Annotated in this window: 22 protein-coding genes; 16 read left to right on the top strand and 6 right to left on the bottom strand. The window is 33.8% G+C overall.

Translation table 11 applies throughout. The features are described from left to right. Window positions 1-61 precede the first annotated feature (61 nt). The 5 genes from ACQKNZ_RS13285 to ACQKNZ_RS13265 all read left to right on the top strand — a co-directional run bounded on the left by ACQKNZ_RS13285 (window position 62) and on the right by ACQKNZ_RS13265 (window position 2647). Window positions 62-493: a hypothetical protein gene (locus tag ACQKNZ_RS13285; RefSeq protein ID WP_427660071.1), complete on the top strand. Its 432-nt coding sequence runs from the start codon at window positions 62-64 to the stop codon at window positions 491-493. 229 nt (window positions 494-722) lie between these two features. Next, window positions 723-1169: a DUF2262 domain-containing protein gene (locus tag ACQKNZ_RS13280; protein WP_144537070.1), complete on the top strand. Its 447-nt coding sequence runs from the start codon at window positions 723-725 to the stop codon at window positions 1167-1169. Window positions 1170-1366: 197 nt separating this feature from the next. Next, on the top strand, window positions 1367-1897 hold the full coding sequence (locus ACQKNZ_RS13275) for a D-glycero-alpha-D-manno-heptose-1,7-bisphosphate 7-phosphatase (protein WP_427660069.1): 531 nt from the start codon (window positions 1367-1369) through the stop codon (window positions 1895-1897). A 58-nt stretch (window positions 1898-1955) separates the two neighbouring features. Further along, entirely contained in the window at window positions 1956-2240 is a 285-nt protein-coding gene (locus ACQKNZ_RS13270) for a hypothetical protein (protein WP_144537066.1), read from the top strand. A gap of 14 nt (window positions 2241-2254) precedes the next feature. Then, window positions 2255-2647 (top strand): group-specific protein, encoded by a 393-nt coding sequence (locus ACQKNZ_RS13265; protein WP_144537064.1) that lies wholly within the window; start codon window positions 2255-2257, stop codon window positions 2645-2647. A gap of 431 nt (window positions 2648-3078) precedes the next feature. Here ACQKNZ_RS13265 and ACQKNZ_RS13260 read toward each other — a convergent pair whose 3' ends face one another. Then, a complete protein-coding gene (locus ACQKNZ_RS13260) occupies window positions 3079-3525 on the bottom strand; it encodes an ImmA/IrrE family metallo-endopeptidase (RefSeq protein ID WP_151110244.1) in 447 nt (148 codons plus the stop codon). 31 nt (window positions 3526-3556) lie between these two features. Beyond that, window positions 3557-3883, bottom strand: coding sequence for a helix-turn-helix domain-containing protein (locus tag ACQKNZ_RS13255; RefSeq protein WP_427660066.1), 327 nt, complete (start codon window positions 3881-3883; stop codon window positions 3557-3559). 222 nt (window positions 3884-4105) lie between these two features. On the opposite strand from ACQKNZ_RS13255, the gene ACQKNZ_RS13250 reads away from it, so the two are divergent. From ACQKNZ_RS13250 to ACQKNZ_RS13220, 7 genes are all read left to right on the top strand, one after another. Then, entirely contained in the window at window positions 4106-4300 is a 195-nt protein-coding gene (locus ACQKNZ_RS13250) for a hypothetical protein (RefSeq protein ID WP_154310968.1), read from the top strand. Between the two features lie 30 nt (window positions 4301-4330). Beyond that, entirely contained in the window at window positions 4331-4456 is a 126-nt protein-coding gene (locus tag ACQKNZ_RS13245) for a hypothetical protein (RefSeq protein WP_255475381.1), read from the top strand. Beyond that, a complete protein-coding gene (locus tag ACQKNZ_RS13240; protein WP_144537056.1) occupies window positions 4446-4607 on the top strand; it encodes a DUF3954 domain-containing protein in 162 nt (53 codons plus the stop codon). The genes ACQKNZ_RS13245 and ACQKNZ_RS13240 overlap by 11 nt, the downstream gene beginning before the upstream one ends. Window positions 4608-4774: 167 nt before the next feature. Continuing rightward, window positions 4775-5254: an ArpU family phage packaging/lysis transcriptional regulator gene (locus ACQKNZ_RS13235; protein ID WP_427660063.1), complete on the top strand. Its 480-nt coding sequence runs from the start codon at window positions 4775-4777 to the stop codon at window positions 5252-5254. Window positions 5255-5531: 277 nt separating this feature from the next. Further along, a complete protein-coding gene (locus ACQKNZ_RS13230) occupies window positions 5532-5825 on the top strand; it encodes a hypothetical protein (protein ID WP_144537052.1) in 294 nt (97 codons plus the stop codon). Continuing rightward, window positions 5822-6091 carry a phage holin gene (locus ACQKNZ_RS13225; RefSeq protein WP_144537050.1) on the top strand — a complete coding sequence of 90 codons (270 nt, stop codon included), beginning with the start codon at window positions 5822-5824 and terminating at the stop codon, window positions 6089-6091. The genes ACQKNZ_RS13230 and ACQKNZ_RS13225 overlap by 4 nt, the downstream gene beginning before the upstream one ends. 116 nt (window positions 6092-6207) lie before the next feature. Further along, window positions 6208-6897 (top strand): N-acetylmuramoyl-L-alanine amidase family protein, encoded by a 690-nt coding sequence (locus ACQKNZ_RS13220; RefSeq protein WP_144537048.1) that lies wholly within the window; start codon window positions 6208-6210, stop codon window positions 6895-6897. A 99-nt stretch (window positions 6898-6996) separates the two neighbouring features. Here ACQKNZ_RS13220 and ACQKNZ_RS13215 read toward each other — a convergent pair whose 3' ends face one another. The 3 genes from ACQKNZ_RS13215 to ACQKNZ_RS13205 all read right to left on the bottom strand — a co-directional run bounded on the left by ACQKNZ_RS13215 (window position 6997) and on the right by ACQKNZ_RS13205 (window position 9741). Further along, complete coding sequence (locus ACQKNZ_RS13215; protein WP_427660061.1) at window positions 6997-7683, bottom strand: hypothetical protein; 687 nt, start codon at window positions 7681-7683, stop codon at window positions 6997-6999. Window positions 7684-8049: 366 nt separating this feature from the next. Beyond that, the gene (locus ACQKNZ_RS13210; protein ID WP_427660059.1) at window positions 8050-8655 is read right to left on the bottom strand and encodes a hypothetical protein; all 606 of its coding nucleotides are present in this window, start codon (window positions 8653-8655) and stop codon (window positions 8050-8052) included. A gap of 636 nt (window positions 8656-9291) precedes the next feature. Then, a complete protein-coding gene (locus ACQKNZ_RS13205) occupies window positions 9292-9741 on the bottom strand; it encodes a DinB family protein (RefSeq protein WP_427660057.1) in 450 nt (149 codons plus the stop codon). A 201-nt stretch (window positions 9742-9942) separates the two neighbouring features. Between ACQKNZ_RS13205 and ACQKNZ_RS13200 the strand changes: the two genes are divergently transcribed. Beyond that, on the top strand, window positions 9943-10329 hold the full coding sequence (locus ACQKNZ_RS13200; RefSeq protein WP_151110238.1) for a hypothetical protein: 387 nt from the start codon (window positions 9943-9945) through the stop codon (window positions 10327-10329). Window positions 10330-10459: 130 nt separating this feature from the next. Here ACQKNZ_RS13200 and lexA read toward each other — a convergent pair whose 3' ends face one another. Next, window positions 10460-11080, bottom strand: coding sequence for a transcriptional repressor LexA (lexA, locus tag ACQKNZ_RS13195; protein WP_151110235.1), 621 nt, complete (start codon window positions 11078-11080; stop codon window positions 10460-10462). A gap of 175 nt (window positions 11081-11255) precedes the next feature. Here lexA and yneA point away from each other — a divergent pair, with 175 nt between their 5' ends. The 3 genes from yneA to ACQKNZ_RS13180 all read left to right on the top strand — a co-directional run bounded on the left by yneA (window position 11256) and on the right by ACQKNZ_RS13180 (window position 12509). Next, complete coding sequence (gene yneA, locus ACQKNZ_RS13190) at window positions 11256-11567, top strand: cell division suppressor protein YneA (RefSeq protein WP_144537036.1); 312 nt, start codon at window positions 11256-11258, stop codon at window positions 11565-11567. After that, window positions 11564-12211, top strand: a complete 648-nt coding sequence (locus ACQKNZ_RS13185; RefSeq protein ID WP_144537034.1) for a YneB family resolvase-like protein — start codon at window positions 11564-11566, stop codon at window positions 12209-12211. The genes yneA and ACQKNZ_RS13185 overlap by 4 nt, the downstream gene beginning before the upstream one ends. Before the next feature lie 64 nt (window positions 12212-12275). Further along, window positions 12276-12509 (top strand): DUF896 domain-containing protein, encoded by a 234-nt coding sequence (locus ACQKNZ_RS13180; protein ID WP_144537032.1) that lies wholly within the window; start codon window positions 12276-12278, stop codon window positions 12507-12509. Window positions 12510-12577 lie beyond the last annotated feature (68 nt).

The raw sequence follows: 12577 nt of genomic DNA, 5'->3' as shown, positions 1-12577 counted from the left end.
GTATTAAATCCAAAAAGTTATAAAGTGGAGCTCAATTTTAAAATTTTAGGGGGAATTGAAATTGAAAAAAATACTCGCTTTGTTTTTTACAATATTATTTTTGACCGCTTGTTCTGAGACCACGAAAAACGATTATAAATTTATTGGAGAAAGTGATCAATGGGAAGCTGAATATTTGTATAAAGGAATCGAAAAATGGGGAGAAACTAATGGAACAAAAACGTATTCGAACGATGTCAGCTATGAGTTCGTTTTAAAATACAAAGGTTCATTAGAAGAGTTGTCGTCACTACAAAAGCTTGAATACTCTTATCAAACTGATAATAGTAGCGGGAAAAGAGTTCAAGAGTTCACAGAACCTCCATCGTCCGTTACATTTTCTTCTTCAGGGGCCTCAAAAGGTGGCTCAAAATTAACCGAAGATGCTGTCATTAAAGTAAATGTTAAATGGGGAGATTTAGAAGAATCATTTGATCTGCATAATTTAAAGTAGCATATCTGATTTTTACTCCATACAATCTTGGCTTTCTAAGAAAGAAAAGGTATTCGCAAAATATGCTTCGATACTTTCCATTCCATTAGCTGTGATATATATTGCTTTTATATGTAATCGTCGGCAAAATTTAATTAATGAATAAAATCAATTCATAGGTGAATGTGAACTATCGAAAGTTCTATTATGTAAATTTTTTTCTGAAGATCTATTCAAAGGGGATGATTAGGTGAACTCATCTATTTACAGTAACGAATTGGGGTTGTTTACTTTCAATGAAATAACCAATAACTATGAAAATCATGAAAGTAAAATTCATTGGAGCCTAAATACTAGAAATTTAGACGATGCCAAGAGGCTGTTGATAATCGCCGAAAAGTTCTTTATATCTATAGATGAGAAGGCAAGAGTATCTGTGGCAACAAGTATGATTCATTATAAAAATGATTTTTGGCCAGAATACGATGAAAATGATCCGACATTAAATTGGGATGAAGTGGATGCTGGGGAATATGATATAACAAAAGAAAAGTTTGCTAAGTCTATTTCATTATATGATGTGAAAATAAGTAGAAATGAAATATATTGTGAATTCCATGATGGCAATTTATTTGGAGGGCATAGAATACACGCAAGCTTTGATCATTGTTTAGACCTACTAGAGGCTAGTATTTAGTTGAGAAAATGGATAGATATTGTGGTTGTAGGAATTATTATATTAATTATCGTTTTAAATATTTTCTTTAAGAGATAATAAAAAACATACGTACACACCCTAGCCTAAAACGAAAACATTTTAGGTTTTTTCTTTATAGACTGATAATTATTTTCTTCCGGGGAACAATAGGAGAAAATTATAAAGGTGTGTAAGAGATGAAAAAAGCTGTATTTTTAGATCGAGATGGTGTTATAAACGAAGTACTAACTAATCGAGTTAAATTCCTGAATAAACCGCAGGACTTATATTTCCTGCCAGGCGTACCAGAGGCTATAAAAAAATTAAATACTATCTTTGATTATGTGTTTGTGGTTACCAATCAAGGTGGAGTAGGTCTTGGATATATGAAGGAACAGCAGTTAATTCATATACATGAGCATCTGAAGGAAGCTTTAAGGAAGAAAGGAGCGATTGTGAATGATGTTGTCTATTGTCCCCATAAGCCAAAGTCAGGCTGTTCCTGTAGAAAGCCTAATAGTAAATTAATTGAAGATCTTGCCAAGAAGTATGAAATAAATTTGGCCTCTTCTTATATGGTTGGAGACACAGATACGGATATTATTGCGGGTAAGAAAGCTGGTACAAAATGTGTTTTCCTTGGAAAAAGTGACCCTCTAGCTGATGCGATATTTTCTGATTTAGCAGGCGCCGCTGAATGGATTATTCAGGATAGTCAAATTAAGTAAATCGGGAATATTATTTCCCTAAACTTAATTGCTACTCGAAGCAGAAAGGAGCTTGTGTATGAAGATACATTGGGTAAATGGCCAATATTCAGAAGATAATAGGATTTTTGATACTGAGAATGAAGTGTATGAATGGTCTAATTCATTGTATGGCGATTTTTTAGGCTACTTAGTTAGTAAAGAGAATGTTGGGTATACAACTCCAGATGAAAAAGTGATTAAATCTCTCGATAAACTCATACCAAAATGGGCCAATTATATAAATATAATGGTTGTTGTGCAAAAAGATAAAATTAACGTAAACAATAAATATCTTTATAGAATTTGGACTTTAAATATTTAAAAGGGGGAGTTAATATGAATTTTTACATTGCCTCAAGTTTTAAGAATATCCATGAAGTAAGAGAACTTGCTAGAATTTTAAAACTTGAAGGCTGGAACCACACATATGATTGGACTAAAAATGAAAGAGTAGATTCGTATAACTTGCTCTCTGAGATTGGCAAAATAGAAAAACAAGCAGTAGTTGAGAGTGATTTTTTTGTTGTTCTTCTTCCAGCTGGTAAGGGTAGCCATATCGAGATGGGAATAGCCCTGGGGTTAGAGAAAAGAGTTTTTTTATATTCTACTACGAATTCAAGTTTTGATTTTGACCAAACCAGCACTTTTTATCATGTGGATGGGGTAGAACGTTTTACTGGAGATCTACAGTCCTTCGCTCACTATTTAATAGGTAAACATCACCATTAAGATTAAGGGATAAGTTAGGCAGTTTTTTTGTTAGTAAATATAACAAGACCGATTATTAATGGGAATAAAAATATCCAGATTAAATTTTCATTTAAAACATTGACCATGTTATTATTAAAGTTTTTATTGTCGATTTAGTAAAAAAAGCTCGTCCTGACGTTAATAATACGTAAATGCTTATAGTGAATTTGAGAAATTTCCCCGAGAATACTAGGAGTAAAATCAGTACAAAAGAAGTTAGTGAGACTAGACAATAAAAGAAGTTCAATTCATGCATTTTATAGTTGACGGTATATCCGCAAGCATGATTATTTTTCTAAGAAATAAATAAATTTATTAATACAATGACGCACACACATATCCCAATTATGTTTATCAATCGCATATAGAAGCCTCCACAAGTCGTTGAAATTTAGTTAAGTCTATTAGATTTATTTTTTGGATATATTTAATGGATCAAAAAACAACTCATACTCCTTATATTGTATGGAAATTCCATGTCGTTGCTTGTAGACATTAAGAGCTTCTTTTAAGTAGTTAGCTGTAATTTCAAGGTGCAAGCAAATTTCCTCGACAGTCGTATACCCATGTAGATAACACTCGATTAAATGATCGAGTGAGACAATTTTTTCGTAGCCCCACCTTCTTGCAATCAGTTCTAGCTTTTGATTGTTTATATTGCCTAAATCGGTTATATTCCCGGTGGACGTCTCGTAATGTCCTAGCTCTTCAGCCAAAATACAGTGTTTTTCGTAAGAGGACTTGGATTTATTGATTTCTATATTATTGTCATAGTATAGACCGGAAAGCCCCTTTGGCAAGTCCTTTTCCATAATACATATTTGCGGATATTCCATCAGTAGTTTCTCGAAACTCATGTAATTACACCCCCTTAATCCTTCATGGAAATTATTTTCTTTGTGATTTGATAAACTCAATATACTTTTTAATGTCCTCCATCTCTTCCTCGGTAACATTCTCATCTATATGGGCGGCAAATGTTTCGATATTCTTACCCTTTTTAGATTCTAATGGAGGGAAAAATTCATTGATAGAAACATTTAAGATTTTAGCAAGCTCATATAATATTTCTTGATTGGCCTTCCTTTCTCCTTTTTCATAACGAGAAATAGTTTGTTTAGTAGTATGTAACTTTTCAGCCAATTCTTCTTGGTTCATATTTCTCATAATCCGCCATTTTTTTATCTGTTTTCCTACGTAATTAGTCAGCTCCATGTCACTTTTTTCCTCCTGCAATAGTATTTATCTAATTATATAATAAAAGTCACCATAACGGAAGCGAGATTAAGGAATAATGCTATTTAACCATTTACAAGTAACCAATACGGTGATATATTGTTTTCACAATCAGGATTAAACTTCTAAGATAATAGATCAATAAAAATTTTTATCCTAAAGTCACCGAAATGGTTACTTGAGAAGGGAGGAGAAAATTAGATGAAGCAGGAAACGTATTTGTTGGATGTATGGTATTTCAATGATGGTACTCTAAAGGATCCATTTGAAATTTGGTTTGTAGTTACGAAAACCAGAGGCTATGAGGAATATTTAAAAGTGAAGGAACAATCAAGTGAAATACGCTTTAACCCATACTCTGAAAGTCTTTTGTCTAGTATGTTTAGGAACTGGTAGCATGAAGCGTTTGAAAGGGGTGAGTTCTAATTGTCTGTTTTATACGTACTTCTGACTACTGTTACTCTAAGCTTTAGCTTTTGCTTGATCGAAGTGGACAAACGCTTAGCTCGTCTAGAGAAAGTAAGAAAGGGAGTTGATCTGTATGAAAAATGAAAAACTAAAAATCGAGCAAGCTGTATGTTTGATTAAAGATGGAGAAATGGAGCTAGTGGAAAAACCTCAATATGGCTACGGAAAACAAATTATTACTTGGCAAAATGGAAAGCCTACACATATAGAGATTCAATCGACTAAAAGAATATAACCGTTACTGGAATAACCAGGACACAGACTTGAAGACAAGTCTTGTGTCTTTTTTTTGCTTTGCACCCGTTGTAGTTTAAGGCCAAATGGAAAAGGATGCCTCTTGTAATCTTGCCGTTAATGTCCAAATATACAAACTTGTGCATTCCATATTAAGGAGGACTTTAAATGAATATACAGCAAATAGATTCTCGTAAAACCAAAAAAGCAGTGGAACGTGCTTTTGCAGAATTTAGAAGATATCTACTTCAATCTTCTTTAGATAAAATGCCAACTATTACAGCTCAGTATTCCTTGGTACCGCGATCTGGAAGCTTTAGTGGCTCGTCTACTGAAAATTCAGCAGTGAAAAATATAGATTATGAGCGAAAAAGAAAGCTAGTAATGGAGAAAATTATACATGCTGTTAACAAACTATCCTATAAGGAAAGATCTATAATTACGATGAAATATTTTGGTGAGGAGGAGGTATACGATTATGAAGTTTACACTGACCTTCACCTTTCTCATCGGCAGTATTATCGTATTAAAGCTGTGGCCTTTCGAAAGCTTGCTATAGTATTGAATTTAGTTGTATGGAAAGAACAAGAGAACTTGATTAAGGACATAGATCTGCAAGATAGGGAAATAATCGAGTGGCACTTTTAAGGCACACTTTTTTGTTTTAGATGTGTTTTAATATAACCTATAGAATAGTTTTAAAAATCAATTTCCCAATTAGTGCTTTGCAATTAAAACACAACCATTGTTACTTTGTTGTTTGGAATAGAAAGTGAGCTCCTAAAAAGAAGGCACATTGCTGGCACACATTTTCGTTTTGGATATGTTTTAATATAAACTAAGAAGAATAAAAAATATGAGTGGACAGAAGAGAACGTTCCCAATAGGGTCGTTCTTTTTTTGTTCCCTAAAAAGGAGTGAGGGAATGGAATTATTCATCGGCATGAGTTGCACAGTTTTAGGGTTTCTTGTTGGGTTGCTTACTTATAGTCGCAATAGGGACAAGGATATGAAGGCAGAGGCAGCTAGAACAGCGGTAATTGAAACCAAGCTCGATAACATCAGTAGAGGGGTGGAGATAATTCAACAAGAAATGAAAGCATCGGAAAAGCATCGAGAAATTTTGTCAGAAAGACTTATAAGAGTGGAGGAAAGTACTAAGCAAGCTCACCGTCGATTAGACGAAGTAGCACTTATTCAGGAGGTGACGAGTGTATGAATATCAACTGGAATGTGCGTTTACAAAACAAGATTTGGGTGATGAGTTTCCTGTCCCAATTATTTATCCTAGCAGAGCTAATGCTTATTGCTTTCAATAGTCTAGGAATTACTGAGTATTCCTTTTCAGAGAACATAGAGAAATGGCTATTAGCCATGGTAAATGTAGTTTTTGGCCTGTTAGCGACATTAGGATTGATTCAAGATCCTACTACACAAGATCTCTCTGATAGTAAAAGAGCAATGACATATAAAAAACCAAATTGAGCTGCCCTTATGGGTGGCTCTTTCTATTGAAAGGGGTGATTCCATTGGTGTAGACAACGGTTGTACAAGTTTTCTTTAAAAAAATAAAAACAAAAAATTAGAAGAGGTGATTGATTATGGTAAAAATTTTTATTGATCCAGGTCATGGGGGAACTGATCCAGGAGCTGTAGGTAATGGATTACAGGAGAAAAATTTAACTTTGCAAATTGCAACACGTGTGAAAAATATTCTTTTAGCTGAATACAACAATGTAACTGTATTAATGAGCCGTACAGGAGATACATTTCCAACTTTGCAGGATCGTACGAATCAAGCGAATGCCTGGGGAGCAGATTTCTTCCTTTCTATTCATATTAATGCAGGAGGGGGGACAGGCTATGAGGATTATGTCTATCCAGGTAGCGGAACTCCTACTACAACGTATCAAACAAATATTCATTCAGAGATCTTAAAGCTTGTTAATTTTTCAGATCGAGGAAAGAAAACGGCTAATTTTCATGTTTTGCGAGAATCAAATATGCCTTCGTTGCTTACAGAAAATGGCTTCATCGATAATGCCAATGACGCAGCTAAACTTAATACATCCTCTTTCATTGAATCTCTAGCAAGAGGCCATGTAAATGGTATTGTTAAGTCCTTTGGGCTTCCTAAAAAGAGTACCGCTGTGTATCATACAGTAGTAAGTGGAGATACAGTTTACGGTTTAAGTCAAACTTACGGAAGCACAGTTCAACAGATTAAAGATTGGAATGGCCTAGACTCCAATTATACAATTTATGTTGGTCAGGTTTTAAGAGTAAAATAATAGGCCAATGATGCAGTGAGTATTAGGGAGTCCTTCATTGTAAAATATTAAATAATTTATATTGAAAAAGCGTTGAGATTTCTATCTCAACGCTTTTTTCTATTTAGCTTCGATTGTTACGCCTTGCAGTTTTATATATTGTCCATCAGAGACTGTAATATATGTATCTGCTTCAACGTTTTCATTTGTCACAATATCCTCTAACTGATGCGAACTGCTCTTAGAGACTTCGTAATATCCTAATCCTGTATCAGTATTATAAATAATTTTATATTCTCCAGCCGGGATATCTTTTCCTACTTTGTACATACCGTCTTTATAAATACCATCAATAGGAACTATAGAAGGAGCTTGCTCAATAGAATACATATCACCATCCTGAAACTTAAAATATTCTCCATCGTGAAGCGTCACATAGGAATGGGAATCCTTACTTAAATTATCGTTGAAAATAATACCTTCCAATTTACCTGAGCTGTCTTTTGAACTTTCTATATATGTGTAGCCATTAGCAAACACTATATATTCTCCTGCGGATATATCAGTACCAACCTTGTATGTCCCTGATTTAATCTTTCCTTCATTTTTCTTTTCTTGTTTATCCTCGTCTGTTTTTGAATCATTAGTCGTTGAAGCTTCGTTTTTATTGTCTTCTGTGGTTTTCTCGGTAGCTATATCGTTGACTGGCTCATCATCTCCGCCGATTGATGCAAGTGCAATAACAAAAATTACGACGATTACCCAGAACCACCACTTCTTATAAAAAGGTTCTTTTGAATTTCCCATTATTCTTCTCCACCTGTCATATGTAGAATTACATTTAAACATTAACAGAATGCCCATTAATACTGTTTTTTATGAGAGCAAAGAGATATTTTGTTGTTACAATCAAACAGTAAAAAAAGAGATGAGAGAAAAAGTAAATACTTTAACGTGTTATTCGATTATTTAGGGGAGACTCTTTTAGATTACGTCTTTTTGTGTATAGGTCATAGGCTGGAAGAGCATAGGGAGGCCATTACTTAATAGGCATTTTGAAAGAAGAACATTGTTTTTTTATCACAATATAAAAATGAAAATTATTGTATGTATAAGACTGGTCGCTAAACAAGGGCGATCAGTCATCAAAAAAAGGTTAATAGAATTGCAATGTTATTGGATTCCGTATTCTTTAATAAGAGCCTCCATTTTTCTTGAAAACTCGCGATCCAATTTCCTAACCTCATTTAGAATTTCATTTGCTTTAGTTATCTTGTCTGGATCATTCGCATCTAGACCAGCAGCAATTTCACTGAATGCGATATGTTGCTTGCTAATAGCATCTATTAATATTTCATGCGTGGCTGCAATATCATCATTTGGAGGAATAATAGCTTCAATGTTTTCTAAAACAAACATATTTTGTGGAAGAATTTCCTCGTAAATAGCAGTGGCAAATGTATAGCTGTCCAATTGACCATTGGATGATCCAAATCTTAGTTCATCCCAGCGTACTGCTAAATCTGTTACCTCCATATAAGCTACTCTCACATCGTCCACATAGTATTGCACCAGTTCCTTATCTGTAGATACCATTTCCTCCTCAGGTACTGTTGCCTCTTCTTTTGAATCTGATTTGTTTACTTCCTCAGCCGCATTCTCTTCTTTTGTTACTACTTTCTCTATCTCTTTTTCAGGTTTTTCTTCCTCCTTTGCTACGGAGCAAGCAGTAAGGCCCAACATACAAGAAACCATTATTAAAAATAACCATTTTCGCATTATGAAAAAAACTCCTTTTGGCTTTTAATCCTGTGCTTATTAAAAAAAGCTAAGAACATATTGTATAACTTGGTTTAAGATGAAAAAAAAATATTGTTGCTTTTACAAGGATTTAGTTGAGCAAATGTAAGGTCTGGCGTTAGTTCCTGTACTTGATTTATTATTTCTCACGATAAGAAAGGGGATTTCAGTCGGCTTTAAAATATGCACTTATTTACTATATTCATCTCTTAAAATGAAGTCACTGCTATAAGGAAGGAAAACGGGTTTTTGTTAGCGTGGATATATACGACAGGTTACGAGAACAGTAGGATTAGAAAATGTATTTAAATAACATTTTTATGGAAAATAAATATTGAGGCATGAAGTGGCATGGAGAAGAAAAGTCCTACTATGTAGCTCTTAAATAATCAGATGTGGAATTGGAGGGACGCATATAGATATTACTTTTCAATCAACAACAGCAGAAACAAAAAAAGGAAGACAAGAATTTTTATTCTAGTCCTTCCTTTTTTGTTGAATCTAAAGATTTGAGGATAGAAGAGCCAAATTAATGTAGCGAAATAATGGGATCAATTGTTTCACCCCCATTAAATAATTTTTGAACAATATTCTCAGTTGGACAATGAAGCTAATTTAAAAAAGAGGTTTAGGAAAACCATTGAAATGAGCTATGATGCCAATTTGTCCTATGTGGTATGCTTCGTGACTATATATATGATGGAATACCCAGTTATAGGTTGGGGGAGAAGGAGGAATCCAACCATCAGAAAATTTAGGGACTTCAATCAGTTGATTAAACTGTTGATCAGTTAAGTTATTTAATATTCCGTCTGTATGTATGCGAATATCTTGATAAGCTTTAAGTATTTCGAACGAAGAGGAGTTTTTGTCTAAAGTCAAAACTAACTTTTGTTGGAGTGCCACTTCATTAATCCAGAAATCCTCACTAGTAGCAATATGTGAAATAACCCATGCCAAATTATTTGGATAGGTTGGTGAGGTTTTAAACCAGCTTTCTTCTTGTAAACTATTTAAATAAGGTAATAACGTTTTTCTGTAATCATTCCGATATGGAAAAGCCAAATAAATCAATCCTTTCTATTAACATATATTAAATAATGTAAATATAAATTTTAATAAACAAATGTATTCATTTATGAATTTCTAAATATTTTTTATTGTTCCGATGAATTAAAATAGGATAAAGAGCTTACAAATTTGATGTTAATATAGTACAATGCTACTTATATATCTGTAATTCCGGAAATAGTGGAGGGATAGAATGTGGATGCAAATGAATTAATTAATGTGATTAATCATAGTATAGAAAAGTTAGATTATGCTTCAGCAAGAAAATATATAGAGGAAAATCTAAATCTAGTTAATATAAATAAACATTTACTTATTGACAATGCGAGAAGTGTGTTAGTTTACATAAACGACACCCTAGAATCAGGAGCCCAGCCTTTAACTCGCCAAGAAGTTTCCTTGATTTACACGATTAATAAGCATGCTACGAAATTTGACGTTAGAGCTTTGAGAATGATAATAAGAGATAACCCGTCCTTGCTAATAAGACAAGACATCAAACATTATTTTAATGAAGATGCAAAGACTCTCTTAGAGGGAATGAATGTAATACCAAAACAATCAAAACAAGCAATAATATAAACAAAACCCCTTCATGTCTCGAACATGAAGGGGTTTTTCGATGATCTAAACAAAAATGTCCACTTTCTTGTTAGATATGATATCGGCTCAAAGTAATCATACTATGAAAATTGTAGAAGTCAAGCAATCATTAGTGAATATGTCGGTAAACTCCTACTACTTTTCCTAAAATAGAGACTTGATTAACAATAATCGGATCCATCGCAGAGTTCTCCGGCTGTAGGCGGAAATACGTTTTTTCTTTAAAGAATCGTTTTACTGTTGCTTCATCCTCTTCTGTCATTGCTACAACGATGTCCCCATTGTTAGCAGATTGCTGTTGTTTAACAATGACATAATCTCCATTCAAGATTCCAGCTTCAATCATACTATCACCCATAATTTCTAACATAAATAGGTGATCATCTGAAGTACCAAACGTTTCAGGAAGCGGGAAGAATTCTTCAACGTTTTCAATTGCAGTAATAGGCATACCAGCTGTAACCTTCCCAACTAAAGGAACATGCACAACTCCCTGCCTTTCGACAGTAGCCTCTAAACCATCTAATATTTCTATTGCACGTGGTTTTGTAGGGTCTCTACGAATTAAACCTTTACTTTCCAATCTTGCTAAGTGTCCATGTACAGTAGAACTTGAAGCAAGACCTACTGCCTCACCAATTTCACGTACGGATGGTGGATAGCCTTTTTTACGAACTTCTTCCTTTATAAAAGCTAGAATATCTTCCTGTCTTTTAGACGCTTTCTTCAATGAGTTCACCTCTTTTAGTAATAAATTCCCTACTAGATTAATACTTATTAATAGTATACCAGTGTCCTGAAAATTATGCAAACATAGGTTCTAATATTTGTTGACAAAAACAAATGTTCGTATTAATATTAGAACATACATTCCGAACAAACATTCTAATTTTGGGGGTTTTTTTATGAATTGGGTAAAAAACAATTATTTTTTAGCATTATTTTTAGGACTAAATCTTATATTTATGACAACTATGGTAATCTCACATACAATAACAAACGAGGAAGACTCACACATCAAAATAGAACAAGGGGATTCCTTATGGGCTCTTGCAACAAAATATGGCATAGAAGATTCAAGGGAAGAATGGGTTAGTCAGGTAATAGAAATGAATAATTTATACGATACCTCTATTAAAGCTGGGGATGTTATAGTTGTTCCTAAAGTAAGTGAGAACCTTCACTTAAATTATGGAACAGAGGTAGCGGGAGAATGAAATCAGTTATTTATTGTCGAGTAAGTACAGACAAATCCACACAAGAAACTTCTTTAGAGAGACAAGAGGAAGAGTTGATAGATTTTGCTAAAAAACAGGGCAGTGAGGTTTCTCAGGTTTTTGCAGATCAGCATAGTGGATATGATGTTGAGAGAGACGGGCTATTAGAGATGCTCAATTATGTAAAAGAAAATGATATCAAAGCGGTGTTTGTGCAAGATGAAACTAGAATAGGTAGAGGTAATGGTAGAATGGCTGTCCTTCATTTACTTCAGAAAACAAACACATCGGTCTATACGTTACAGGATAAAGGTATATTAAACTTAAATGAAATGGATTCTATGCTTTTAGAAATCCTTGCCTTGGTGGAGGAATATCAACGTAAAATTCATAATGCCAAGATTAAAAGAGGAATGAAGCGCGCGATATCAAAAGGCTATCGTCCAGAAAAGAATTTAAAAACTCGAGGAAACCCTGAGGGAAGAGAGCGAATAGATATACCTGTTGATGAAATTGTCCGATTACGGAACGCAGGGCTCACATACGAGGAAATCACCTCTACATTAAAGGGATTAGGTTTTAATATAAGTAAAGCAACTGTACATAGAAGATATATGGAATTTAAAGAGACTCACGAAGGGTAAAGACTTGCACTTCGTGTGTTTTTTTCATACCTTTATATAAGAGTTAGTTGAAAGGATGAAAAATATGTTAAGTAAAGAAAAACTAGCACGTATTAATGAGCTGGCAAAAAAGTCTAAGTCCAGTGGATTATCTATTGAGGAAGCAAAGGAACAAAGTGCTTTGCGCAAAGAATATTTGGAAACATTTAGAGCAACAATGAGAGATACAATAGAAAGTGTAAAAGTTATCGACCCTTCTGGAAACGATGTTACACCAGAAAAGGTACAACAAGCGAAAAAGGGTAAATTTCTGAATTAACTAATCATTTCAGAAACCATTGATAATACGCGAATTGTTGTCTAAACTATTATTATAGAAAAAATTTT

Origin of the sequence: Psychrobacillus sp. NPDC093200 (assembly GCF_050280345.1) — a bacterium.
Taxonomy (GTDB): domain Bacteria; phylum Bacillota; class Bacilli; order Bacillales_A; family Planococcaceae; genus Psychrobacillus; species Psychrobacillus faecigallinarum.
The sequence above is the reverse complement of the archived record's forward strand: the minus strand, read 5'-3'. Positions and strand labels throughout refer to the sequence as shown.